Annotated in this window: 18 protein-coding genes; 5 read left to right on the top strand and 13 right to left on the bottom strand. The window is 68.5% G+C overall.

The genetic code is table 11. The features are described 5' to 3' along the window. Positions 1 to 51 precede the first annotated feature (51 nt). The 10 genes from gap to B3I25_RS05580 form a co-directional block, all read right to left on the bottom strand. Positions 52 to 1,059 carry a type I glyceraldehyde-3-phosphate dehydrogenase gene (gap, locus tag B3I25_RS05625; protein WP_286738200.1) on the bottom strand — a complete coding sequence of 336 codons (1,008 nt, stop codon included), beginning with the start codon at positions 1,057 to 1,059 and terminating at the stop codon, positions 52 to 54. 237 nt (positions 1,060 to 1,296) lie between these two features. Further along, on the bottom strand, positions 1,297 to 2,286 hold the full coding sequence (gene whiA, locus B3I25_RS05620) for a DNA-binding protein WhiA (RefSeq protein ID WP_035962064.1): 990 nt from the start codon (positions 2,284 to 2,286) through the stop codon (positions 1,297 to 1,299). Positions 2,287 to 2,337: 51 nt separating this feature from the next. Further along, positions 2,338 to 3,411, bottom strand: coding sequence for a gluconeogenesis factor YvcK family protein (locus B3I25_RS05615; RefSeq protein ID WP_286738198.1), 1,074 nt, complete (start codon positions 3,409 to 3,411; stop codon positions 2,338 to 2,340). 26 nt (positions 3,412 to 3,437) lie between these two features. Further along, positions 3,438 to 4,355, bottom strand: a complete 918-nt coding sequence (gene rapZ, locus B3I25_RS05610; RefSeq protein ID WP_085107506.1) for an RNase adapter RapZ — start codon at positions 4,353 to 4,355, stop codon at positions 3,438 to 3,440. Between the two features lie 58 nt (positions 4,356 to 4,413). Beyond that, complete coding sequence (gene uvrC / locus B3I25_RS05605; RefSeq protein ID WP_286738195.1) at positions 4,414 to 6,477, bottom strand: excinuclease ABC subunit UvrC; 2,064 nt, start codon at positions 6,475 to 6,477, stop codon at positions 4,414 to 4,416. Then, positions 6,470 to 7,156: a lysophospholipid acyltransferase family protein gene (locus B3I25_RS05600; protein ID WP_064846607.1), complete on the bottom strand. Its 687-nt coding sequence runs from the start codon at positions 7,154 to 7,156 to the stop codon at positions 6,470 to 6,472. Before B3I25_RS05600 ends, uvrC begins: the two co-directional genes overlap by 8 nt. A 14-nt stretch (positions 7,157 to 7,170) precedes the next feature. Continuing rightward, entirely contained in the window at positions 7,171 to 7,857 is a 687-nt protein-coding gene (locus tag B3I25_RS05595) for an HAD family hydrolase (RefSeq protein ID WP_064846593.1), read from the bottom strand. Beyond that, the gene (uvrA, locus tag B3I25_RS05590; RefSeq protein WP_286738269.1) at positions 7,854 to 10,946 is read right to left on the bottom strand and encodes an excinuclease ABC subunit UvrA; all 3,093 of its coding nucleotides are present in this window, start codon (positions 10,944 to 10,946) and stop codon (positions 7,854 to 7,856) included. Before uvrA ends, B3I25_RS05595 begins: the two co-directional genes overlap by 4 nt. A gap of 215 nt (positions 10,947 to 11,161) precedes the next feature. Beyond that, complete coding sequence (locus B3I25_RS05585; RefSeq protein WP_286738193.1) at positions 11,162 to 12,970, bottom strand: MDR family MFS transporter; 1,809 nt, start codon at positions 12,968 to 12,970, stop codon at positions 11,162 to 11,164. Further along, positions 12,967 to 13,518 (bottom strand): MarR family winged helix-turn-helix transcriptional regulator, encoded by a 552-nt coding sequence (locus B3I25_RS05580; RefSeq protein ID WP_193519648.1) that lies wholly within the window; start codon positions 13,516 to 13,518, stop codon positions 12,967 to 12,969. The genes B3I25_RS05585 and B3I25_RS05580 overlap by 4 nt, the downstream gene beginning before the upstream one ends. 276 nt (positions 13,519 to 13,794) lie before the next feature. Between B3I25_RS05580 and B3I25_RS05575 the strand changes: the two genes are divergently transcribed. The 5 genes from B3I25_RS05575 to B3I25_RS05555 all read left to right on the top strand — a co-directional run bounded on the left by B3I25_RS05575 (position 13,795) and on the right by B3I25_RS05555 (position 19,528). After that, the gene (locus B3I25_RS05575; protein ID WP_349676525.1) at positions 13,795 to 14,478 is read left to right on the top strand and encodes an MBL fold metallo-hydrolase; all 684 of its coding nucleotides are present in this window, start codon (positions 13,795 to 13,797) and stop codon (positions 14,476 to 14,478) included. Further along, positions 14,475 to 15,461, top strand: a complete 987-nt coding sequence (locus B3I25_RS05570; RefSeq protein ID WP_286738190.1) for a bile acid:sodium symporter family protein — start codon at positions 14,475 to 14,477, stop codon at positions 15,459 to 15,461. Before B3I25_RS05575 ends, B3I25_RS05570 begins: the two co-directional genes overlap by 4 nt. 161 nt (positions 15,462 to 15,622) lie before the next feature. Further along, on the top strand, positions 15,623 to 18,235 hold the full coding sequence (locus tag B3I25_RS05565) for a DEAD/DEAH box helicase (RefSeq protein WP_286738189.1): 2,613 nt from the start codon (positions 15,623 to 15,625) through the stop codon (positions 18,233 to 18,235). Between the two features lie 85 nt (positions 18,236 to 18,320). Beyond that, complete coding sequence (locus tag B3I25_RS05560) at positions 18,321 to 19,031, top strand: sigma factor-like helix-turn-helix DNA-binding protein (RefSeq protein WP_286738187.1); 711 nt, start codon at positions 18,321 to 18,323, stop codon at positions 19,029 to 19,031. Then, on the top strand, positions 19,028 to 19,528 hold the full coding sequence (locus tag B3I25_RS05555) for a hypothetical protein (RefSeq protein WP_286738186.1): 501 nt from the start codon (positions 19,028 to 19,030) through the stop codon (positions 19,526 to 19,528). The genes B3I25_RS05560 and B3I25_RS05555 overlap by 4 nt, the downstream gene beginning before the upstream one ends. 60 nt (positions 19,529 to 19,588) lie before the next feature. Here B3I25_RS05555 and B3I25_RS05550 read toward each other — a convergent pair whose 3' ends face one another. The 3 genes from B3I25_RS05550 to B3I25_RS05540 form a co-directional block, all read right to left on the bottom strand. After that, positions 19,589 to 20,971: a TerC family protein gene (locus B3I25_RS05550; RefSeq protein WP_286738183.1), complete on the bottom strand. Its 1,383-nt coding sequence runs from the start codon at positions 20,969 to 20,971 to the stop codon at positions 19,589 to 19,591. A 297-nt stretch (positions 20,972 to 21,268) separates the two neighbouring features. Beyond that, complete coding sequence (locus tag B3I25_RS05545; protein ID WP_286738181.1) at positions 21,269 to 22,480, bottom strand: TerC family protein; 1,212 nt, start codon at positions 22,478 to 22,480, stop codon at positions 21,269 to 21,271. Positions 22,481 to 22,584: 104 nt separating this feature from the next. Then, a partial coding sequence (locus B3I25_RS05540; RefSeq protein WP_286738180.1) for a UvrB/UvrC motif-containing protein occupies positions 22,585 to 22,795 on the bottom strand: 211 nt, incomplete at its 5' end.

Below are 22,795 nucleotides of genomic sequence, written 5' to 3'. Positions count from 1 at the left end.
ATGACAATGGCGCCGGTACCCGCGGGCACCGGCGCCACTGAGCGGTCTGACTCAGAGCTTATCCGCTACGTAGGAGACGAAGTCCACGAGACGCAGGGTGTAGCCCCACTCGTTGTCGTACCACGCGATGACCTTGACCTGGTTGTCGATGACCTTGGTCAGGGGCGCGTCGAACACGGTGGAGACGTCGTAGCCCTCGATGTCCTTGGAGACGAGCGCTTCCTCGGAGTACTCGATGATGCCCTTGAAGGGGCCCTCGGCGGCCTGCTTGATCGTGGCGTTCACGGACTCGACCGTGACGTCCTTCTCCACGTCCACGGTGAGGTCCACGAGCGAGCCGGTGGGAACCGGGACGCGCACGGCGAAGCCGTCCAGCTTGCCCTTGAGCTCGGGCAGCACGAGGCCCACGGCGGCGGCGGCACCGGTGGTCGTGGGGATCATGCTCAGCGCGGCGGCGCGGGCGCGGCGCAGGTCCTTGTGCGGGGCGTCGTGCAGGCGCTGGTCACCCGTGTAGGCGTGGATCGTGGTCATGAGACCGCGCTCGATGCCGAACTCGTCGTTGATGACCTTGGCCAGCGGCGCGAGGCAGTTGGTGGTGCAGGACGCGGCGGAGACCAGGTTCATGCTGGCCGAGTCGTAGGATTCGTGGTTCACGCCGTAGACGAACGTGCCGTCCACTTCCTTGCCCGGTGCGGAGAGCACGACCTTCTTGGCACCGGCGTCCAGGTGCGCCTGCATCTTGGGGCCGGTCGTGAACCTGCCCGTGCACTCGATCACAATGTCCACGCCGAGCTCGCCCCAGGGCAGCTTGGAGGGATCGGCCTCGGCCAGGAACTTCACCTGGTGGCCGTTCACGGTCATCATGTCACCGTCCAGGGTGACGTCCGCGCCGAGCCGGCCCATGACGGAGTCGAACTCGAACAGGTGCTTCAAGGTCTCCGGATCCGTGAGGTCGTTCACCGCGACCAACTCGATGTCGTGGCCGTGCTCGGTGTACAGGGCCCGCGCGAAGCAGCGTCCGATCCGTCCGAAACCGTTGATGCCAACCTTGACTGTCACTGCGATCTCCTCTGTCTGTCGGGGGTTGGCGGGTACCGGTCCGTCGAGATGTGGGATCCAAACCAAACGGTAGAACTCCCACACTCTGTTCTCGACGTCGTCCGAGGCCCGCCGGGTCTTCCGGTCCTATTCTACCGAGAACTCACGCGGTTCGACAGGGGCTCGACGCACATTCAGGCGACTCCCCCGTAAACCCCACAAAAACCCACAGCACCGGCGTGTTGCCCGCGGGTGCTACTATGCGCGGCGCTGTTCCGACCCAGCGTGCGCGGCGAACTCGGCGGTCGTGGCCACACCCAGTTCCTCGGCACGGCGGTCCGCCATGGCGAGCAGTCGGCGGATCCGCCCGGCGATCGCGTCCTTGGTCAGGGGCGGGTCCGACAACCGACCCAGCTCGTCCAGGCTCGCCTGCTTGTTGGCGACCCGGAGCCGGCCGGCGGCCCGCAGATGCTCCGGGGCGTCGTCCCCGAGCAGGTCCAGGGCACGCTCGACCTTGGCCCCCGCCGTGACCGCGGCCTGCGCGGAGCGGCGCAGGTTGGCGTCGTCGAAGTTCGCGAGCCGGTTGGCCGTGGCGCGGACCTCCTTGCGCATCCGGCGGTCCTCCCACTGCAGCAGCGCGCGGTGCGCGCCCAGGCGCGTGAGCAGCGTGGCGATCGTGTCCCCGTCGCGCACGACGACGCGGTCCGCCCCGCGCACCTGCCGCGCCTTGGCGAGCACGTCCAGCCGACGCGCGGAACCCACGAGCGCGAGCGCTGCCTCGGGACCGGGGCACGTGAATTCCATCGCCGCGGCCCGCCCCGGTTCGGTGAGCGAACCGTGGGCCAGGAAGGCACCTCGGATCACGGCGGCGGACTCCTCGACGCTGCCGTTGACTACGGTGGGCGGCAGACCGCGCACGGGACGACCGTGGGCGTCCAGCAACCCGGTGCGCCGGGCCAGCGCCTCACCGTCGCGGGCAACCCGCACGACCCACGTACGGTCCCGGCGCAGACCACCGCCGCTGATCACCCCGAGCTCGCACTCGTGGCCGAAGACCTCCCCCACGGCGCGTGCCGCGCGGCGCGCGACCGATTCGGTGTCCAGCTCCGCCTGCACCACGATCCGCCCGCCCACGATGTGCAGCCCGCCCGCGAAGCGCAATAGCGCCGAGAGCTCCGCCGCGCGCACCGCAGACTTGCGCACCTGCAGGTGCGAGAGTTCTTCCTTGACCGAAGCGGTCAATGCCATGGTTCTCGATCTCCTTGCCGAGTACGTGTGCTGCGCGGCGGGGGCTCCCGCTCAGCGCTGCGCGTTCATGATCTGCTGGTAGGCCGCGGCCAGTTTGAAGGGGTTGTGCACCGAACTGCCGCTCGTGTCCCGCAGCGAGTCCCAGTGCACGACGGCGCCGAGCTGGGCGGCCGCCGCCTCGACGTCCTTGGGGGACTCCGCGGCGGACGGGTCCGCGAGCACCACGTCCAGGCGCAGGTCCGGGGCGTAGCGCTTGAGCACGCGCAGCTGGTCCCCCGATCCCATGCTGAGGGTCTCGGAATCCCGGGAGAGGTTCAGCGTGACGAGACGCTTGGCCGGGGACCGGCAGATCGCGTCCCGCAGTTCGGACAGCATCAGGTGCGGCAGTACGGAGGTGTGCCACGACCCGGGACCGAGCACGACCCACGCGGCCTCCTCGATCGCGGTGACGGCCTCCGGGCACGCGGGGGCGTCCGCCGGGGACAGGCGCACGTTGCACACGTCCGCCTCCTTGGCGAGCCGTGACTGGCCCGTGACGGTGCGCGTAATCTTCTCCGGGGGGCACTCCTGCGTGGGATTGCTCCCGGGCGAGACATCCCCCTCGATCACGAGCGGGAGGCAACTCATGGGTAGCACCTGGCCGCGCGCACCCAGCAGCGCACCGGCCCAGCGCAGTCCCTCCACGGGGTCGCCGAGCAGCTCCCACAACGTTACGATCAGCAGGTTCCCCAGGGCGTGGTTGTCCAGACCCTCGTCCGGGTGGGTCTTGATGCTGAACCGGTGCTGCATCACGTCGCTCCACGTGCGACCCCATTGGGAGTCGTCGCACAGCGCCGCCAGCGCCATCCGCAGATCGCCGGGCGGCAGGACGCCCAGGTCGTTGCGCAGTCGACCGGACGATCCGCCGTCGTCCGCGACCGTGACCACGGCTGTGAGGGCCGGCGCCAACAGACGCAGGGCGGACAGGCTCGCGGACAACCCGTGACCGCCACCCAGGGCGACCACGGAATCAGCATCCGTCAGGGACGCGCGCGCGGAGGCGTCCAACGAGTGGTAGGGGTCCACGTCGCGTCGGCTGCTCAGCGGCAACCGGGGCAACGCACCCGTCGTAGGAAAGTTAGTCATGGAATCCGTAATTTCTGGGGGCGGGACTACTCTCGGCCCAGGTCCCGGTGCTGGATGTTGACGGTCACGCGGGGGGACTTGCTGAGCCGCCGCGCGACCTCCTCGGTGATCGCCACGGAACGGTGCTTGCCTCCCGTGCACCCGATGGCGATGCTCGCGTAGTGCTTGTTCTCGGTGCGGTAGCCGGCGAACACCGGTTCGAGCATGGCCACGAAGCGGTCCACGAAGGTCGGCGTGCCGTGGTGGCCGAAGACGTAGTCCCGTACCTCGGGGTCCTTGCCCGTGCGCGGGCGCAACGCGGGGACCCAGTGGGGATTGGGGATGAAACGCACGTCCGCGAGGAAGTTCGCGTCCGCGGGCACGCCGTACTTGAACCCGAAGCTCATGACCGTGAGCCGCAGCACCACCGGACCGCTCGTGGAGAACATGTCCGCGACGGCCTTGGTCAGCGCGTGCACGTTGAAGGACGAGGTGTCCAGCACGGAGTCGGCGGTCTCGCGCAGATCGCGCAACAGCTCGCGCTCGGCGCGGATCCCGTCCAGGATCCGGCCGCCCGCCTGCAGGGGGTGGGGGCGGCGCTGGAGCTCGTAGCGCGAGACGAGCACCTCGTCCGAGGCCTCGAGGAACAGCACCGAGAACTCCACGCCCGAGCGTTCGAGCGCGGCGAGGGTCTCACGCATGTCGTTGAACAGTGCCTTGCCACGCACGTCGATCACCACGGCGAGCTTGGGCAGGGTCTGCGGGGTCCGCGACACGAGGTCCGCCAGCGTCCCGAGCATCTGCGGGGGCAGGTTGTCCACGACATACCACCCCAGGTCCTCGAGCGCGTTGGCCGCCGTGGAGCGACCCGCCCCGGACATCCCGGTCACGATCAGCAACTCCGCCGTGGGGGGCTTAACCGGTTCCAGGGTGGAGGGCGTGGCTTCCGGGGGTGGGCTGCTCATGTGGTCACGGACCGCCTGATCTTCCGACTGCAGGGTTCGTTTCCAGGGTAGACCAGTTTCAGTCGAGCAGTTCGCCCGTCTCGGTATCCACAGCCGGCTCCCGGGCCTCGGTGCCGCCCCCGAGGGTCTGCGCGACCTTGGTGGCCAACGCGGGCCCGAAGCCCTTGACCTCGAGGATCTCCTCCGCGGTGGCGGCGCGCAGTTTCTTGACCGAGCCGAAGTGCTTGAGCAGGGCCTTCTGCTTGGCCGGGCCCAGCCCAGGCACGTCGTCGAGCGCGGAGACCGTCATGGCTTTGGAGCGCTTCTGCCGGTGGAACGTGATCGCGAAACGGTGGGCCTCGTCGCGCACGCGCTGCATGAGGAACAACCCTTCCGAGGCGCGGGGCAGGATGACCGGGAACTCGTCGTCGGGCACCCACACCTCCTCGAGCCGCTTGGCCAGACCCACCACGTGGACGTCGTCCACGCCGAGGTCGTCCAGGGCGCGCTGGGCCGCCGCGACCTGGGGCGGGCCGCCGTCCACGATCACGAGATTGGGGGGATACGCGAAGGCGCGCGCGGGCGCGTCGTCGGCGTCCGGGGCCACCTCCCCGCTGTGCACGCCCTTCTCCGCGGCCCGGCGCTGCTGTTCGAGGTGGCGGGAGAACCGGCGGTGGATGACGTCGTACATGGACGCGGTGTCGTCCCGTGCGGCGTCGCCAGTGATCGAGAACTTGCGGTACTCCGACTTGCGCGGCAGACCGTCCTCGAACACGACCATGGACGCGACCACATTGGTGCCCTGGACGTGGGAGATGTCGTAGCACTCGATGCGCATGAGGGCGTCCGGGAGGTCCAGGGCCTCCTGCAACTGCTGCAGGGACGCCGAGCGCGTGGTCAGGTCCCCCGCGCGGCGAGACTTGTGCAGGGCCAGCGCCTGGCGCGCGTTCTCCGCGACGGTCTCGAGCAGCTGCGCCTTGTCACCGCGCTGGGGCCGTTGGATGGCCACCTGGGAACCGCGCAGCTCACTGAGCCAGTTGCGCAGCTCGTCCGCCTCGTCCGGTTCCGCGGACACGTACACCGTGCGCGGGATCGTGTCCTGGCGGTACGCGAGCTCGGACGTGCGGCGGTGCTTGGCGACCACGTCCGTGCTCCCGCCTGCGGTCTGTTTCCTGCGGGCCGACGGCGCGGGGGCCAGTTCCGATTGCGCCTCGCCGTAGACCTGTTGCAACAGGTGGGTCATGAGCTGGGCGGTCGTGACGTCCTCGACCTTCTCGGTGACCCACCCGCGCTGACCCCGGATCCGGCCACCACGCACGTAGAACACCTGGACCGCGGCCTCGAGCTCGTCCTCGGCAATCGCGAAGAAGTCCGCGTCCGTGGTGTCCGCGAGCACCACCGTGTTGCGCTCGAAAGCCCGTTCGAGCGCGCCGACGTCGTCGCGGCGTGCCGCAGCGGTCTCGAAGTCCATACGCTCGGCGGCCTCGTTCATTTGCCGCGTGAGCTCCCGGATGTACGGCTTGGCGTGCCCGGCCATGAAGCGGCACAGGTCGTCGGCGAGCCGGCGGTGGTCCTCGCGGGAGATCTCCCCCACGCACGGCGCCGAGCACTTGTCGATGTAACCCAGCAGGCACGGCCGGCCACTGCGCTCGGCGCGCTGGAACACACCCTTGGTGCACGTGCGCACGGGGAAGACCCGCAACAGGGCGTCCAGGGTGTCCCGGATGGCCCACGCCTGGGAATAGGGGCCGAAGTAGCGGTTGCCCGGTTTCTTCTCCCCGCGTGTGACCATGGCCCGCGGGACGTCCTCGGACATCGTGACCGCCAGGTACGGATAGGACTTGTCGTCCCGGTAGGCGATGTTGAACCGGGGCGCGAACTCTTTGATCCACGTGTACTCGAGCTGCAGGGACTCGAACTCCGAGCCCACCACGGTCCACTGCACCGCCGCGGCCGTGGTGACCATGGTGCGGGTCTTGGGCGCGAGCTGGTGCAGGGGCGCGAAGTAGGACGAGAGCCGGTTGCGCAGGTTCTTGGCCTTGCCCACGTAGATCACACGGCCGTGTTCGTCCCGGAACCGGTAGACCCCCGGATTGGTCGGGATGTCCTGTCGGGCCGGTCTGTAGCTCGCCGGGTCAGCCACGCCCGGCGTCCCTCTGCACGGACGGGGACACGTTGTACACGTCCTTGCGCGGTTGCCCGGATAGTCCCGCGATCGTGGTCATGATCTGCTCCACGTGGGTCTTGCGCAGCTTGCCCGTCTGATGCCCGTGGGACTCCGGTGTGGGGATGGGCTCCCCCACGTGCATCTCGAACTTGGCGGGGCGGATCATGGTAGCCCCGGGCGGTTGCAACCGCTGGGTGCCGATCAGCCCCACGGGCACCACCGGGGCGCCCGTGACGTAGGCCAGGTAGGCCACGCCGGAGTGCCCGCGGTACAGGTAACCGTCCCGGGAGCGCGTGCCCTCCGGGTAGATCCCGAACACATTGCCCTGCTTGAGGTGTTCCACGGCGGGATCCAGGGCCGCCACGGACTCGCTCTGCTGACCGCGGGTCACGGGGATGATGTCGATGAACTCGAAGGCCTCGCGCATGAGCTTGCCCTTGATCCCGGGGCTGTTGACGTACTCCGCCTTGGCGATGAACTTGACCCGGCGGGGCATGAACGCGGAGATGATGACCGAGTCCAGGAAGGACAGGTGGTTGGACGCGATGATCACGGGGCCGTCCTGCGGGAGGTTCTCCAGACCCGTGATCACGGGACGACACAGCAGCCTCAGGGCGCGCGCCACCGAGGCCTTGGTCAGGTCGTATTTCGTGATCACTGCTCGCTCCCCTACCGGTCCGTGTATTGCTGGAGCAAGTGTGCCAAATCCCCGGGCTCACGAGCGACAGCGGCACACACGTCCCGCAGTTCCCCGAGTTGCGCGAAGCCCCATCCTGCGCCCAGACAGTCGATGCCGTGGCTGCGGGCACCGTCGGCGTCGTAGCTGCGGTCCCCGATCATCACGGTGCGTGCGGGGTCCGGGGGCAGCGCACCCATGCGCCGCAGCGCCTCCCCGATGATCGCGGGCTTGTCGTGCAGCCGCCCGGACCCGCTCGGTTGCGCGAGATCGTCCGCGGCGCCGCTCACGGTCTCGAAGTACTCGTCCAGCCCGAAACGCGACACGACCTCCACGGCGATGTGTTCGGGCTTCTGGGTGGCCACGGCCTGACGCACGCCGCGCTCGCGCAGCGACCCCAGCACCTCGCGGACACCCGGATAGACGCGCGAGCGGTCCAGGCCCTCCGCGAGGTACCCGGCGCGGTACACCGCGGCGACCTCCGCGATCCGGTCCTCGGGGACGTCCGTGAACCGGCGCAGGGACTCCCCGATCGGCGGTCCCACGAAGCGCCCGAGGTTCTCGGGCACGGCGAAACCGCACGAGCGCAGGGCGCCGGCGATCCCGTCCGTGATGGCCCCGGCGGGATCCAGGACCGTGCCGTCCAGGTCCCACAGGACGATGGGGCTCTGGACGCTCATGCCCGGTCCCCCACCGCGGACTCGGCGCGCTGCCGGTTCTCCTGCGTCCCGTCGGCCGGTTCCGCGTCTCCCTGGGCATCCGCGCCGTCCGCGGTGTTGCCCGGGTCCGCAGCGTCCCCCGGGCGCGCGGCCTCGCCGGAACTCGCAGTGCCGTCCGCGTCGCTGCGGTGGGCGGCCTCCCTGGCGGCGGAGTGCTCGAGCACCTCGCGTACGAACTGCCCCGTGAAGCTGTCCTTGTTGCGAGCGACCTGCTCCGGGGTGCCCTGTGCCACGACCGTGCCACCGCCGGATCCCCCGTTGGGGCCCAGGTCCACGATCCAGTCCGCCGACTTCACGACGTCCAGGTTGTGCTCGATGGTCATGACGCTGTTGCCCTTGTCGACCAGGCTCTGCAGCACCATGAGCAGCTTGCGGATGTCCTCGAAGTGCAGACCCGTGGTGGGCTCGTCCAGGACGTAGATCGTGCGCCCGTTGGAACGCTTCTGCAGTTCCGCGGCGAGCTTGACGCGCTGAGCCTCACCGCCGGAGAGCGTGGTGGCGGGCTGACCCAGCCGCACGTACCCGAGGCCCACCTCCACGAGCGTGGTGAGGTAGCGCGCGATCGCGGTGAACGGCGCGAAGAACTCCGCCGCCTCCTCGATGGGCATGTCCAGGACCTCCGCGATGTTCTTGCCCTTGTAGTGCACCTCGAGGGTCTCGCGGTTGTAGCGCGCGCCCTTGCACACCTCGCACGGGACGTAGACGTCCGGCAGGAAGTTCATTTCGATCTTCAGCGTCCCGTCACCCGAGCATGCCTCGCAGCGCCCGCCCTTGACGTTGAACGAGAACCGGCCTTGCTGGTAGCCGCGGACCTTGGCCTCTTGGGTCTCCGCAAACAGCTTGCGGATCCGGTCGAACACGCCCGTGTACGTGGCCGGGTTGGAGCGCGGGGTGCGCCCGATGGGGCTCTGGTCCACGTGCACGACCTTGTCCAAGTGCTCCAAACCGTCGATGCGCCTGTGCCGACCGGGCACCTGCTTGGCGCCGTTGAGCTGATTGGCCAGGCTCGTGTAAAGGATGTCGTTGACGAGCGTGGACTTCCCCGAACCGGAGACGCCCGTGACGGCCACGAAGACCCCGAGCGGGAAGTCCACCGTGAGGTTCTGCAGGTTGTTCTCCCGCGCACCCACGACCGTGAGCTGCCGCTTCTTGTCCACGGGACGCCGCGTCGTGGGGACTTCGATCAGCTTGCGGCCGGTGAGGTAGTCGGCCGTGATGGATCGGCGGTTCTCGAGCAGCTGGTCGTAGGTCCCGGAGTGGACCACGTCCCCACCGTGCACGCCCGCGCCCGGGCCCACGTCCACGATCCAGTCGGCCTCGCGCATGGTGTCCTCGTCGTGCTCGACCACGATGAGGGTGTTGCCCATGTCCCGCAAGCGCAGCAGGGTGTCGATGAGTCGACGGTTGTCGCGCTGGTGCAGCCCGATGGACGGCTCGTCCAGGACGTAGAGCACGCCCACGAGCCCCGCACCGATCTGGGTGGCGAGCCGGATGCGTTGTGCCTCCCCGCCGGACAGCGTGGCCGCGGCCCGCTCCAGGTTGAGGTAGTCCAACCCGACGTCGATCAGGAACGTCAGGCGCGCGATGATCTCCTTGAGCACCTGGTCACCGATCCTGGCCTCGCGGGTGTCAAGGTCCAGCTGCTGGAAGAACGCGAGGGAATCGCGCATGGGCAGGCGGGTGGCCTCGGCGATGTTCTTCCCGCCCACGGTGACCCCCAGGATCGTGGGGTTCAGCCGCGCTCCCCCGCACTCGGGGCACGCCACCTGGCGCATGTACTGCTCGTAGCGGTCCTTGGCGTGATCGGACTCGGTCTCCTCGTGCTTGCGCTTGATATAGCCGAACACGCCCTCGAAGCCCTGCGTATACCGGCGCTCGCGGCCCCACCGGTTGCGGTAGGCCACGGTGACCTTGTAGTCCTTGCCGTGCAGGATGGCCTTGCGTGCCTTGGCCGGCAGGTCCTTCCACGGGGTCACGAGGTCGAATCCGGCCTCCTCCCCGAGTCCGGCGAGCAAGCGGTTCCAGTAGTCACTCGTGGCTTTGCCCAGGGACCACGGCGCGATGGCACCTTCCACGAGGGACAGGTCCGGGTTGGGAACCACGAGGTCCTCGTCCACCTCGAGGCGCGAACCGATGCCGTCGCACTCGGGGCACGCGCCGAACGGGGCGTTGAACGAGAACGAGCGCGGCTCGATCTCGTCCGTCTGCAGCTCGTGCTCGTTGGGGCACGCGAGGTTCTCGGAAAACGTGCGGCGGGTCTCGTGCCACGGGGACTGCTCGCCCTCACGGGTCACGAGCTCGATGACCACGCGTCCGTCCGCGAGGTTCAGGGCGGTCTCGACCGAGTCGGTGAGCCGCTGCCGGGCGTCCGGCTTGGCCGTGAGGCGGTCCACGACCACGTCGATCGTGTGCTTGTACTGCTTCTTGAGCTTGGGCGCGTTCTCGAGCTGAACGGTCTCGCCGTCCACGACGGCGCGCGCGTATCCCTGGGTGCTCAGCTGCTGGAACAGGTCCTGGAACTCGCCCTTGCGGCCCTTGACCACGGGGGCGAGGACCATGAACCTGGTGCGCTCGGGCAGCTCGAGCAGCTGGTCCACGATCTGCTGGGGCGTCTGCTTGGTGATGGGCTCACCGCACACCGGGCAGTGCGGGTGGCCGATCCGCGCCCACAGCAGACGCATGTAGTCGTAGATCTCGGTGATCGTGCCCACCGTGGAGCGCGGGTTGCGCGAGGTGGACTTCTGGTCGATGGACACCGCCGGGGACAGCCCCTCGATGAAGTCCACGTCCGGCTTGTCCACTCGGCCCAGGAACATCCGGGCGTAGGAGGACAGCGACTCCACGTAGCGGCGCTGACCCTCGGCGAAGATGGTGTCGAAGGCCAGGGAGGACTTCCCGGACCCGGACAACCCCGTGAACACGACCATGGAATCGCGGGGGATGGTCAGATCCACGTTCTTGAGGTTGTGCTCGCGGGCACCCTGCACCACGATCTCGGTCAGGTCCGAGACACCGGAGGCGCGGGTGCGCGGGGCACGGTCGTGGGCCATTCGTTCCGCGAGCACGGAGCTCGACGAACGGTCACTGGGGGTTCGGCGGGTTTGCTCAGACACGGCAGTCACTCTATTACCAGCCACCGACACGACGAGCGGGTCCAGGGACGAATCAGCGCAGCGCGCAATGCGACCTCCCGGCCGGATCGCGCTCTGCGCCGTCGTCCGTCGTGTCCCCTGCGAGTGGACAACTCATTCGGCAGCGGGGCACCCTACTCGGCCCGGTGCCGAGGGTGGGGATGCGGGTGCGCGGTCCCCGCGGAGTCGGGCTCGACCGGCGCGGCGTGGGCCCCGCGGGCCGAACGCACCGTCTCCTCGGCGCGCTCGCCGTGGGAGCGCCGCAGCCCGGAGGCCTTGGGATCGACCACGGGCAGTTCACCGGTCTCCGCGTGCTGCATGCGCAGCCCGGCCGCTTCCACGGGGTTGACGCGCTTGGTCACCATGGTGATCTCACCCGTCTCCGGGTCCACCTCCGCGACGTCCACCGTGGTGCGCAGCGGCACCTCCTTCATGAGCAGCACGCACACCAGGGTCACCAGCGATGCGATCCCGGCCACGAGGAAGAGCAACCCGGTCCCGGTGCCGTACGCCTCACGAATGGCCTCCAGCACTGCCGGGGGCAGCCCCGCGAGGTCGATCGACGCGGCGTCGGGCGTTTGGTGGGCATCCAGACCGTGGTCCGCGGCAAACTGGGACATCTCGCTCGAGAGGTGACGCGTGAGCAGCGCCCCGAACAGAGACACCGCCACGGCGCCACCCACGGTGCGGAAGAATGCGACCGCGGAGGACGCGGAGCCCATGTCCTTCAGGCCCACGGTATTCTGCACGGCGAGCACGAGGTTCTGGTTCAGCGTGCCCACGCCCAGACCCACGAGGCAGATGAAGATGCCCACGAGCCACGCGGGCGTCGCGTGGGTCAGCTGGGACGCCAGGAACAGACCGATCACGAGGATTACCGCGCCCGCGATCAACACCCGCTTCCACCGGCCGAAACGCGTGATGAGCTGGCCTGCGACCATGGAGCCCAGGAACGATCCCACGACCTGCGGGAGCATGAGCAGCCCGGATTCGGTGGGTGTGTAGCCCTGGCCCAGCTGGAAGTACTGACCCAGGTACGTCGTGGACGCGAACATGGCGCCACCCGTGGCGATCGCCGCGATGATCGCGAGCACGGTGGTGCGCTCGGTGACCACGTGCAGGGGCATGGTCGGTTCGCTCGCGCGCCGCTCCACCAGGATGAACGCCAAGGTGCTGAGCACGCCCACCACGATCAGCAGGATGGACTCCCACGAACCCCAGTCGAAGAGCTTGCCCGCGAAGGACACCCACAACAGCAGGGAGGACGTGGCCACCGCGAGCAGGACCATACCCAGGAAGTCCACTGTGGGCGCCGTCTCACGCGTGGTCTCGGGCAGGTGCAGCGTGCGCACGATCAGCACGGCCGCGAGGATCGACAGCGGCACGGGGATCAGGAAGCACCAGCGCCACCCGAACGCGTCCACGATGAGCCCGCCCAGGAGCGGGCCCACCGACGTGGCCACGGCCATGACCGCGCCCATGTACCCGGCGTACCGGCCGCGCTCGCGCGGCGGGATGATCGTGCCCAGGATCGTCTGGGCCAGCGCCATCAGGCCGCCCATGCCCACGCCCTGGATCACGCGCGCCACCACGAGCATGGTGATGGATCCCGCGAGACCCGCGGCGGCGGAACCGATCACGAAGATCGCGATGGCCATGAGCAGCAGCTTTTTCTTGTCGAAAAGGTCCGCGAGCTTGCCCCACATGGGGGTCGTGACGGCGTTGGCCAACAGGGTGCCCGTGACCGTCCAGGACAGTGCCGTCTGGTCTCCGCCCAGGTCCGCCATGATGACGGGCAGTGCCGTGCCGATGATGGTCAGGGTGACCATGGCCATGAAGAACGCGGCCAGGATGCCGGTCAACGCCCGCAGGACGTCCCGATGCTCCTGGTCGCTCGTTCGCGTAGTACGCGCCTTACCGCGCGTGTCCTGGGCTGCCGTCACGGGCTGTTCTCCTTTCCGCGACCGGGGTCACCGGACGCCGTGGGGTGCGGGGATCCGGGCTGCGCCCCGGGCTCCGGCGCGATCGTGGCCGCCGTGACCCGGGACATGCCCAGTGATGTCAGGAAGAGTTCGGTGAGCCGGTTGAGGTCCACGCGTGTGCGTTCTGCCTCGTCCTCGCCCAGGTCGCCCAGACGGGCGACGAGGGTCTCGGCGTCCGCGCGCAGGTTCGCCTCAAGGGCCTTGCGACCCTCGGCGGTGATCTCCACGATCTGCGCGCGTCCGTCCTCGAGATCCCGTGTGCGGGTCACGTACCCGAGGTGTTCGAGGGCGCTCAGGTGTCGGCTCATCCCTGAAGCCCCGAGGCCGGACTCGGCCACGATGTCCTTTGCCCGGCGTCCGGGCACGCACGCGAGATAGCTCAGGATGTTGGTGTGCACCATGGACAGTTCCCGGTGCAGCGCCGCTGCCTTGAGCACCTTGCGGGTCACGCGTTGCAGCTCGAACAAGTCGCGCACGAGTTCCTCGGCGGTCGCGTGTGACACGCCCATCCACTCCCCCGTTCCTCGGGTGCCGGGTCCGTAGCGCGCGGTCCGCACCCGGTGCGGGCGGTCATGAGTTCATTGCTGTCCACCCGGGCGATCCGCTGGGTTCGCAGGACTCGGCGGTCGACGCCGTTCAGTCGGGCGAGCACGCGGCGCTCGGACGCCGCCAGCTTATTTATTTGCTTCGCGCAACTATATATCTTGACGCTCCGGTAGTCCATCACCGGGCGTGTCGTCTGCATTACACGCACCTCCCCGCGCGCGGGTGCGTATTAGCCCGGCATGACTCGGCGGCCTAGAATCGTGGGCATGATCGCTACCCAGACCGAGATCACGGAACTCGCCGACATCACCATCCGCCGCATTTCGGTGAGCGAGATGGACAACAACGTGTACCTCCTCACCTCCAAGGAGCACGGCACGCAGGTGCTCATCGACGCCGCGGACGACGCCCGCGCCATCGCCGGTCTCGTGGCCGCCGGGTCCGGGGACTGCTCCGACTGGGGGAACCTGCAGTTGATCATCACGACCCACTCTCACTGGGACCACGTGCGCGCGCTGGAGTCCGTGGCCTTGCACTCGGAGGCCATGACGGCGTGCGGTGCCGCGGACGAGAACGACATCTCGGTGCCCATGGACCTCACGTTCGAGAACGGGGACACCGCCGAGCTCGACGGTTTCGAGCTGGACATCCTCGAGCTGCGCGGGCACACCCCAGGCTCCATCGCGGTGGTGTACCGGGACCCGTCCGGGCCCGCCCACATCTTCTCGGGTGACTCCCTCTTCCCCGGCGGTCTCGGCAAGACGAACTCCCCCGAGGACTTCCAGCAGCTCTACCAGGACGTCACCGAGCGGATCTTCGACGAGTTCCCGGACGACACCGTGATCCACCCGGGCCACGGCGACCCCACGACCCTGGGCGCCGAACGCCCGCACCTGCAGGAGTGGAAAGAACGCGGCTGGTGAGCGCCGCCTCGTCCGGGGCCGCGGCCCCGGCGCGTAACACGGCGGACCGGGCCGCGTACGTCGCCGTCTTGGCCTTCCCCCTGTTGGTGCTCGCGGGCGGGGTGGTCGGATACGTGTTCGCCCCCACGGTGCACCAGGCCGCGGGCTGGACGAATCCCCTGCTGGGTCTCGTGATGTTCGGGATGGGACTCACTCTGCGTCCCGTGGACTTCGCGCTCGTGGCCAAGCGCCCGGTCCCGATCGTCGTGGGTGTGTTGGCCCAGTACGTCCTCATGCCGACCATCGCGCTGCTCGTGACCTGGCTGCTGCGACTGCCCCCGGAGATCGCGGCCGGCGTGATCCTCGTGGGCTGCGCCCCGGGCGGCACGTCCTCCAACGTGGTGTCCTACTTGGCCCGCGGTGACGTGGCCGTGTCCGTGACCATGACGTCCATCTCCACGCTGCTCGCCCCGCTGCTCACCCCGTTCCTCACGCTGTGGCTCGCGGGCGCGTATATGCCGCTCGACGGCGCCGCCATGGCCAAGTCGATCGCCCTGATCGTCCTACTGCCCGTGCTCGCGGGACTCGTGGTGCGCCTCACGCTACCCCGCGTGGTCGAGCGTTTGCTACCCGTGCTGCCGTGGGTGTCGGTACTCGGCATCGCCGTGATCGTGGCGGTCGTGGTCTCTGGCTCGGCGGACAAGATCATCCAGGCGGGACTGCTCGTGCTCGCCGCCGTCGCGATCCACAACGTGCTCGGGTATTTGCTGGGATACGCGGTCGGCCGGGTAACCGGACAGCCGGCCCCCGTGCGCCGGACCACCGCGGTGGAGGTCGGCATGCAGAACTCCGGACTCGCCGCGGGTCTCGCGGCGCAGTACATGTCCCCGCTCGCGGCCCTGCCCGGCGCGGTGTTCTCGGTGTGGCACAACCTCTCCGGCGCGGTCTTCGCGCTGCTGTGCCGCCGGGCGGATTCGGCCGCGGCGCGGCGCGCGAACATCTGACGACGTCGCGACGTCGTTCCCGTGCCGCCGGGCCTCGTTCCCTCCGGGGCCGCCCTTGGCCGACCGGCCCCGCGGTACCGCGGTGAGGGGACGACGTCGCCCGCGCACCCCCACAGGACACGCCCGTATGCGTGTCCGCGGGGGCCGATAGGCTGACGGGGATGAAACTCCTCGATTCCCTGGCCCCCGATCTCTCCGCCCCCGGGCACCGGTACCTGCGCGGTGATTTCGCGTCCAACCCCCTGAGCGAGGACGAGATCTACGAGGGGTTCCTCGGCTGGATCGCCTCACGGGACATGGAGCTGTACCCCGCCCAGAACGAAGCCGTGCTGGAGGTCGCCAACGGGTCCAACGTGATCCTCGCGACCCCCACGGGGTCGGGTAAGTCCACCGTGGCCGTGGCCGCGCACTTCGCGGGGCTCGCTCGCGGGGCTCGCTCGTACTACACCGCGCCCATCAAGGCCCTGGTGTCCGAGAAGTTCTTCGACCTGTGCGAGATCTTCGGCGCCGAGAACGTAGGCATGGTCACGGGTGATTCCGCGGTCAACCAGAACGCCCCGATCGTGTGCTGCACCGCGGAGATCCTCGCGAACGTGGCCCTGCGTGAGGGTGCGGACGCGGACCTCGGCGTGGTGATCATGGACGAGTTCCACTTCTACTCCGATCCCCAGCGCGGCTGGGCGTGGCAGGTGCCGCTCATCGAACTGCCCCAGGCGCAGTTCCTGCTCATGAGCGCGACCCTCGGGGACGTCACCCGCATCGAGAACCGCCTGAACGAGACCACGGGCCGTTCCACCGCGCTCGTCTCCTCCGCGGAACGCCCCATCCCCCTGCACCACTACTACTCCGAGCGCCCCGTCCACGAGGAACTCGAGGAACTGCTCAGCACCCACCAGGCCCCGGTGTACGTGGTGCACTTCTCGCAGCTGCAGGCCGCGGAACAGGCCCAGAACCTGATGTCCGTGGACGTCCTCAGCAAGGACGAGAAGCAGCGCGTGGCGGAGCTGATCAAGGACTTCCGCTTCTCCGCGGGCTTCGGCAAGACGCTCAACCGGCTCGTGCGGCACGGGATCGGGGTGCACCACGCGGGCATGCTGCCCAAGTACCGCCGCCTCGTGGAGCAGCTCGCCCAGACCGGGCTGCTCAAGGTGATCTGCGGGACGGACACCCTAGGCGTGGGGATCAACGTGCCCATCCGCACCGTGCTGATCACGGCGCTGTCCAAGTTCGACGGTCGCCGCACCCGCCGGCTCAGCGCCCGCGAGTTCCACCAGATCGCGGGCCGCGCGGGCCGCGCCGGCTACGACACCGCGGGGACCGTGGTGGTCCAGGCCCCCGAGCACGTCATCGAGAACGAACGCGCCATGGCCAAGGCCCGGGCCAAGCACGGGGACGATCAGAAGAAACTGCGTCAGGTGCCCAAGAAGAAACCGCCGGAGGGCTTCGTGTCCTGGAGCCGCAAGACGTTCGAGTCGCTCGTGGCCGCCCAGCCCGAACAGCTCACGTCCTCCTTCGCGATCACCCACTCCATGGTCCTGAACATGCTGCAGCGGCCGGGGGACAACATCGGCGCCGGGTACCGCTTGCTCACGAGCGTGGACGAACCACGGCCGCGCCAACGCCTGCTGCTGCGCCAGGCGCTCGCGATCCTCAAGGAACTGCTGCGCGCGGGCGTCGTCGTACGCCTGTCTGAGCCGGACGAGACCGGGCGCCGCTACCGGCTCACGGTCGAGCTGCAGGAGAACTTCGCGCTGAACCAGCCGCTGTCCCCGTTCGCGCTGGCCGCGCTCACCCTGCTGGACCCGGAGTCGGAGACGTACGCGCTCGACGTCGTCTCGGTCATCGAGGCCACGCTGGAGAAACCGCGCCAGGTGCTGAACCTGCAGGAGAAGAAGGTCAAGGGCGAGGCGCTCGCGACCATGAAGGCCGACGGCCTCGAGTACATGGAACGCATGCGCGAGTTGGACGAAATCACGTACCCCCAGCCGTTGCGGGAACTGCTCGAGCAGTCGTTCGAGACCTACCGAACCTCCGCCCCGTGGGTCGCACAGTTCGAGCTTTCCCCCAAGTCCGTGGTGCGGGACATGTACGAGCGCGCCATGACGTTCGGGGACTACGTGCAGTTCTACGGTCTCGCCCGCTCCGAGGGCATCCTGCTGCGCTACCTCTCGGACGCGTACAAGGCCCTGCGCCAGACGGTCCCGGTGGACGCCACGACCGAGTCGCTCACCGACCTGGTGGAATGGCTCGGGGAGAGCATCCGCCAGACCGACAACTCCCTGCTGGACGAATGGGAGAAGCTGGCCTCCGGGGAGGAATCCCCCATGGGCACGGGCGCGGACTCCCTCAAGGAACTCGTGGCCGAACAGCCGGAGGGCGTCACCGCGAACCCCCGTGCGTTCCGCGTGATGGTGCGCAATGCCTTGTTCCAGCGCGTGGAACTGTTCGCGCAGGAGAAGGACAAGGTGCTCGGGGCCCTGGACGAGAGGACCGGGTGGGACCGCGACCGCTGGGCGGACGCGATGGACACGTACTTCGACGAGTACGAGGACATCTACACGGACGCCCAGTCCCGCGGGCCGTCCCTGATCCGCATCACCGAGGACCCGGAGGGAATGACCGGGTTCTGGACCGTCACGCAGGTCTTCGACGATCCGGACGGGCACCACGACTGGGGTATCAACGCGCGCGTCGACCTCGCGGCGTCGGACGAGGACGGCTTCCCCGTGGTCCTCGTGGACAACGTGGGTCCCATCACCGACACGAGACGCTGAGCACCGGTCATCCCGGAAGTCATGCATGTGGAGACGCATCATCGGATAATATGCACTTTAGGATGCATAGGGTGAGGAGGAGTTCGTGTTCGCCCTGACGATCGACCGCCGCGATTCCCGCGGCCGCGCCGCCGAGCTGCACATGCGACGGCAGCGCACGGCTCTGCAGGAGGAACTCCCCCGCCCGGTCCTCGATTGGGAGATCAGCGCGGGCGATGAGCTGCAGGCGCTCTACGACGACGCCGCCGCGATCGTCCGCGCGGTCCTCGCGCTCGCCGACGCCGGGCACTGGCACGTGGGCGTGGGCATCGGCGCGGTGGACGACCCCCTGCCGTCGTCCGTGCGCGAAGCTACGGGCGAGGCCTTCGTGGCCGCGCGGGATGCCGTGAACGCCGCGAAGGAGCGCGGCCGTCCGGTCGTGGCCGGCAACGAGTGGGCGCGGCGCGCGGGCAGCGTGGTGGATCTGGTGTGCGCCGTGCGGGCCCGGCGTTCCGAGGCCGGGGCGCAGGCCACGGAACTCGCCGACCGGGGGCTCACGCAACAGGAGATCGCCGAGGGGCTCGGGATCACCCAGTCCTCGGTGTCCCGGCGGCTCAGCGCAGCGCTGTGGCACGAGGAACACACGGTCCACGAGACCCTCGAGGCGTTGTTCCGACTCGCGGACGAGCACTCCCCCTCCGGCCACGCTCCGGACGCCGCGGCCCCCTCAGCGCAGGACGCCATCTCCTCGAAGAACGCCTCCTCGCCGGAGGATGTCGCCTCGAGCGGCGACACCACCTCGGGCGGTGACGCGTGAGCTTCCTGCGCCCGCTCACCACCGCGGTCCTCCCCGCAGCCCTGGTGCTGACCACCGCGATCTGGACCGTGCTCGCGGGGACCGTGCCCCGGGAATGGGCCTATCCCGCGCTGCTGATCGCCGGGGCCCTGTCCGGCGACCCTGTGGTGCGCGGGGTCTTCCGCTTCGCGGACGTCTCCCACGAACGCCCGCGTCCGGCGAAGAGCCCGTGGGACGACTCCGAGGCCACGGCGGAACCCGTGGACCCGCCGCTGCGCGGAGGTCTCGTCATCGGTGCGCTGGAACGCGCCGGCGCCATCGTCTCGCTGCTCACGGGCATGGTCGCCGGGATCGGCGTGGTCGTGGCGATCAAGGGCCTGGCCCGCTACGGCGAGTTCACCAACGCCCAGCAGCGCGAACAGTTCATCATCGGCACCCTCGTCTCCCTGCTATGGGCCGAGTTGTTCGCCGGTGCTGCGCTGTGGTGCACGACGGCGCGGGGCCCGTTCCCAGGATAGGGAACGGGCCCCGCAGACCGGTTCGAGCGGCGTCGTCGTACGCCTCGGGCAGCTGGATGGCTACCGCGCCGCGGTCGAGCCCCCGCCCGAGGAGTCGCCGCGGGCGGTCCCCGCACCCGGTGTGGCGTCCGCGGCCGCTTCACCCGCCGGAGCGGCCTTGCCCGTGTCGGCCCCCGGGGCGGCCGGGGAGGCGGTGTCGTCGCGGTGGCTCTCCTCGGCGAAGTCCGGGGAGGGGGTCTGCACCCGGCCGGTCTCTTCGAACTCGCGGTGCTGACCCCGGGCGGTCTCGAGCATCTTACGGAACCGAGCGCGGGAATCGATCAGCTCGTTCTTGTGCTTCTCCGAGATCCGCGGGAAACGCTTCTGCAGCCGCGCGAGCTCCCTGGCGATCTTGTGACGCTCCTCGGCGTCCGCGTCCTGCGGGAGAGCCAGGTACTTCTCGGTGAGGTCCTGCGTCTTCTGGATGGTGCGCAGCGCGCGGCCCTTGGGGCTGTACAGCGAGATGAGGACGGTGAGCACGAGCACGGAGATAATCACCGTGAGGGACGTGCCGATCCCAATTTCGGCGACGGCCACGTGCTCGCCGTCGTTGATGAACGGCAGGGTGTTCTCGTGCAGCGCGTGCAGGATGAGCTTCACACCGATGAACGCGAGGATGATGGACAGGCCCCACGAGAGGTAGATCAACCGGTCCAGCAGACCGTCGATCAGGAAGTACAACTGGCGCAGACCCATGAGGGAGAACGCGGTGGCCGTGAACACGATGTACGGCTCCTGCGTGAGGCCGAAGATCGCGGGGATCGAGTCCAGGGCAAAGAGGATGTCCGTGCCACCGATCGCGACCATCACGAGCAGCATGGGGGTCAGCGCGCGCTTGCCGTTGTGCCTCGTGAACAGCTTGTCGCCGTCGTAGTAGTCCGTGGTGTGGAAGACCTTCTTGGCCAGGCGCACCACGATGTTGTTGGCCTCGTCCGACTTGTCGTCCGTGACCTCGCCCTTGATCAGGTTGCCCGCGGTGAAGATCAGGATCAGGCCGAAGAGGTAGAAGACCCACGCGAAGGTGTTGATCGCGGCCGCGCCGATGAAGATGAACACCGTGCGGGCGATCAACGCGAAGATGATGCCGAACAGCAGCACCTTCTGCTGGTCCGCCCGGGGCACCGCGAACGAGCCGATGATGATCAGGAACACGAAGAGGTTGTCCACCGACAACGCCTTCTCCGTGACGTAGCCGCCGTAGTACTCGGCCATGAGCGTGGGGCCGTCCAGCCACAGGATCACGAAGCCGAACAGCAACGCGATGCCCACGTACGCCGCGGACCAGATGGCCGCTTCCTTGATCGACGGTTCGTGCGCCTTACGCACGTGGAAGATGAAGTCGTAGGCCAGCAGGCCCACGATCAGGGCGATCGTGATGCCCCATTGGAAGGATGTGATCTCCACGGAGGGTCTCCTTGTGGGTGAGGTGTACCGCACAAGTCTCTCCCCCACGCGCCGGCCCTCACGCGGAGGACGGGGTGCGGCGTGGTCCGTGCCCGGCCCGGCGACGGCGCCCGACGTACTGACGTGCACGGAAGTGATGGGATACTCCCTTGATCAGGCAAGAGTGTACCGGTTTCCCGGCGTGGAGGCACGCGGTGACGGGCGAGGCCCCACCGGTGCACCGGCGGGGCCTCGTGGCGGATCCGTGAGCGGGCCACGGTGGCGGGCCCTGGACGGGCCCTCGGGCGAGACGCGAACTCAGCGGTTCTCGGTCCGGGCGAGCCGGTGCTGACGCAATCCGTGGGCCCGTTCGAGCAGGTCGTGGTAGCGGGCCTCGGACTCGATGAGCTCGTCCCGGTACTTCTCCTTCACGGTGGGCAGCAGTTCCCGGTACTTGGTCATCTTCTCCGCGGCCTTGACCCGCTCGTCCCGGGGCGCGTCCTCGGGTAGGTCCAGGTAGCGTTCGGCCCAGTCGCGCGCGCCGTTGACGATGCGCACCGCGCGGCCCTTGGGGCTGAACAGCGATGCGAGCACGGTCACGATCAACACCCCCAGGATCACGGCCAGTGAGAACCCGGTGGTCACCTCGACCACGTGCACGGGCTCGCCGTCGTTGATGAACGGCAGGGTGTTCTCGTGCAGGGCGTGCAGGATGAGCTTCACGCCGATGAAGCCCAGGATGATCGCGAGACCCCACGAGAGGTAGATCAACCGGTCCAGCAGACCGTCGATCAGGAAGTACAGCTGACGCAGACCCATGAGGGAGAACGCGGTGGCCGTGAACACGATGTAGGTCTCCTGGGTGAGACCGAAGATCGCGGGAATGGAGTCCAGGGCGAACATGATGTCCGTGAGCCCGATGGCCACCATGACCAGCAGCATGGGGGTCATCACGCGCTTGCCGTCGACCTCGGTGAACAGCCTGTCGCCGTCGTACTCGTCCGTGGTCTTGAGGAAGCGCTTGGCCAGACGAACCATCACGTTGTTGGCCTCGTCTCCCTCGTCCTTGTCCGTGACCTCACCCTTGACCAGGTTGCCCGCGGTGTAGAGCAGGAACAGACCGAACACGTAGAACAGCGCGGACCACCGGTTGATCGCGGCCGCGCCGATGAAGATGAACACCGTGCGGGCGATCAGAGCCACCACGATGCCGAACAGGAGCACCTTTTGCTGGTCCGCCCGGGGCACCTTGAAGGACGCCATGATGATCAAGAACACGAACAGATTGTCCACGGACAGGGCCTGCTCGGTCACGAAGCCCGCGTAGTACTGCGCCGCGAAGCCCGGGCCGTCCCAGAACAGGATCAGCAGGCCGAAGATCAGGGCCAGGGACACATACAGGCTGGTCCACAGCGCCGCTTCCTTGATGCTGGGTTCGTGCGGTTTGCGCGCGTGGAAGATGAAGTCGTACGCGAGCAACCCCACGATCACCGCGATGGTGACCCCCCATTGCAGACCGGAAACCTCCACGAGCACCCCTTAGGCGAGAACGACGTATGCAACAGCCCGGGAACGGGCTGGGTAACTCGGGAAGTTTACCTGACTAACAACTCGCCGTAAGAGGTGCGATCGGCTCACGCGTGGCCGGCGTCCTTCATGCGCCGCAGTTCCTTCTTGAGGTCCGCGATCTCGTCCCGCAGCCGCCCGGCCAGCTCGAACTTCAGCTCGGCGGCGGCGTTGCGCATCTGCTCACTGAGGTCCTCGATCAGATCCACGAGGTCCTCGGCGGGTGCGGCCGCGACACCGTCGCGCAGCAGTTTGGACTCCGCGGCGGCCGCGGCCTGA

The organism is Kocuria sp. UBA1838 (genome assembly GCF_002338785.1).
In the GTDB taxonomy this organism is placed as follows: domain Bacteria; phylum Actinomycetota; class Actinomycetes; order Actinomycetales; family Micrococcaceae; genus Kocuria; species Kocuria marina.
This window is presented reverse-complemented; position numbering and strand designations above follow the sequence as displayed.

Coding starts and splice junctions, on each gene's coding strand:
- rapZ (WP_085107506.1), bottom strand. CDS start 4,355: ATGAGCAGCCCACCCCCGGAAGCCACGCCCTCCACCCTGGAACCGGTT.
- whiA (WP_035962064.1), bottom strand. CDS start 2,286: ATGGCATTGACCGCTTCGGTCAAGGAAGAACTCTCGCACCTGCAGGTG.
- B3I25_RS05615 (WP_286738198.1), bottom strand. CDS start 3,411: ATGACTAACTTTCCTACGACGGGTGCGTTGCCCCGGTTGCCGCTGAGC.
- B3I25_RS05575 (WP_349676525.1), top strand. CDS start 13,795: ATGACTCGGCGGCCTAGAATCGTGGGCATGATCGCTACCCAGACCGAG.
- B3I25_RS05565 (WP_286738189.1), top strand. CDS start 15,623: ATGAAACTCCTCGATTCCCTGGCCCCCGATCTCTCCGCCCCCGGGCAC.
- uvrA (WP_286738269.1), bottom strand. CDS start 10,946: ATGGCCCACGACCGTGCCCCGCGCACCCGCGCCTCCGGTGTCTCGGAC.
- B3I25_RS05595 (WP_064846593.1), bottom strand. CDS start 7,857: ATGAGCGTCCAGAGCCCCATCGTCCTGTGGGACCTGGACGGCACGGTC.
- B3I25_RS05580 (WP_193519648.1), bottom strand. CDS start 13,518: ATGGGCGTGTCACACGCGACCGCCGAGGAACTCGTGCGCGACTTGTTC.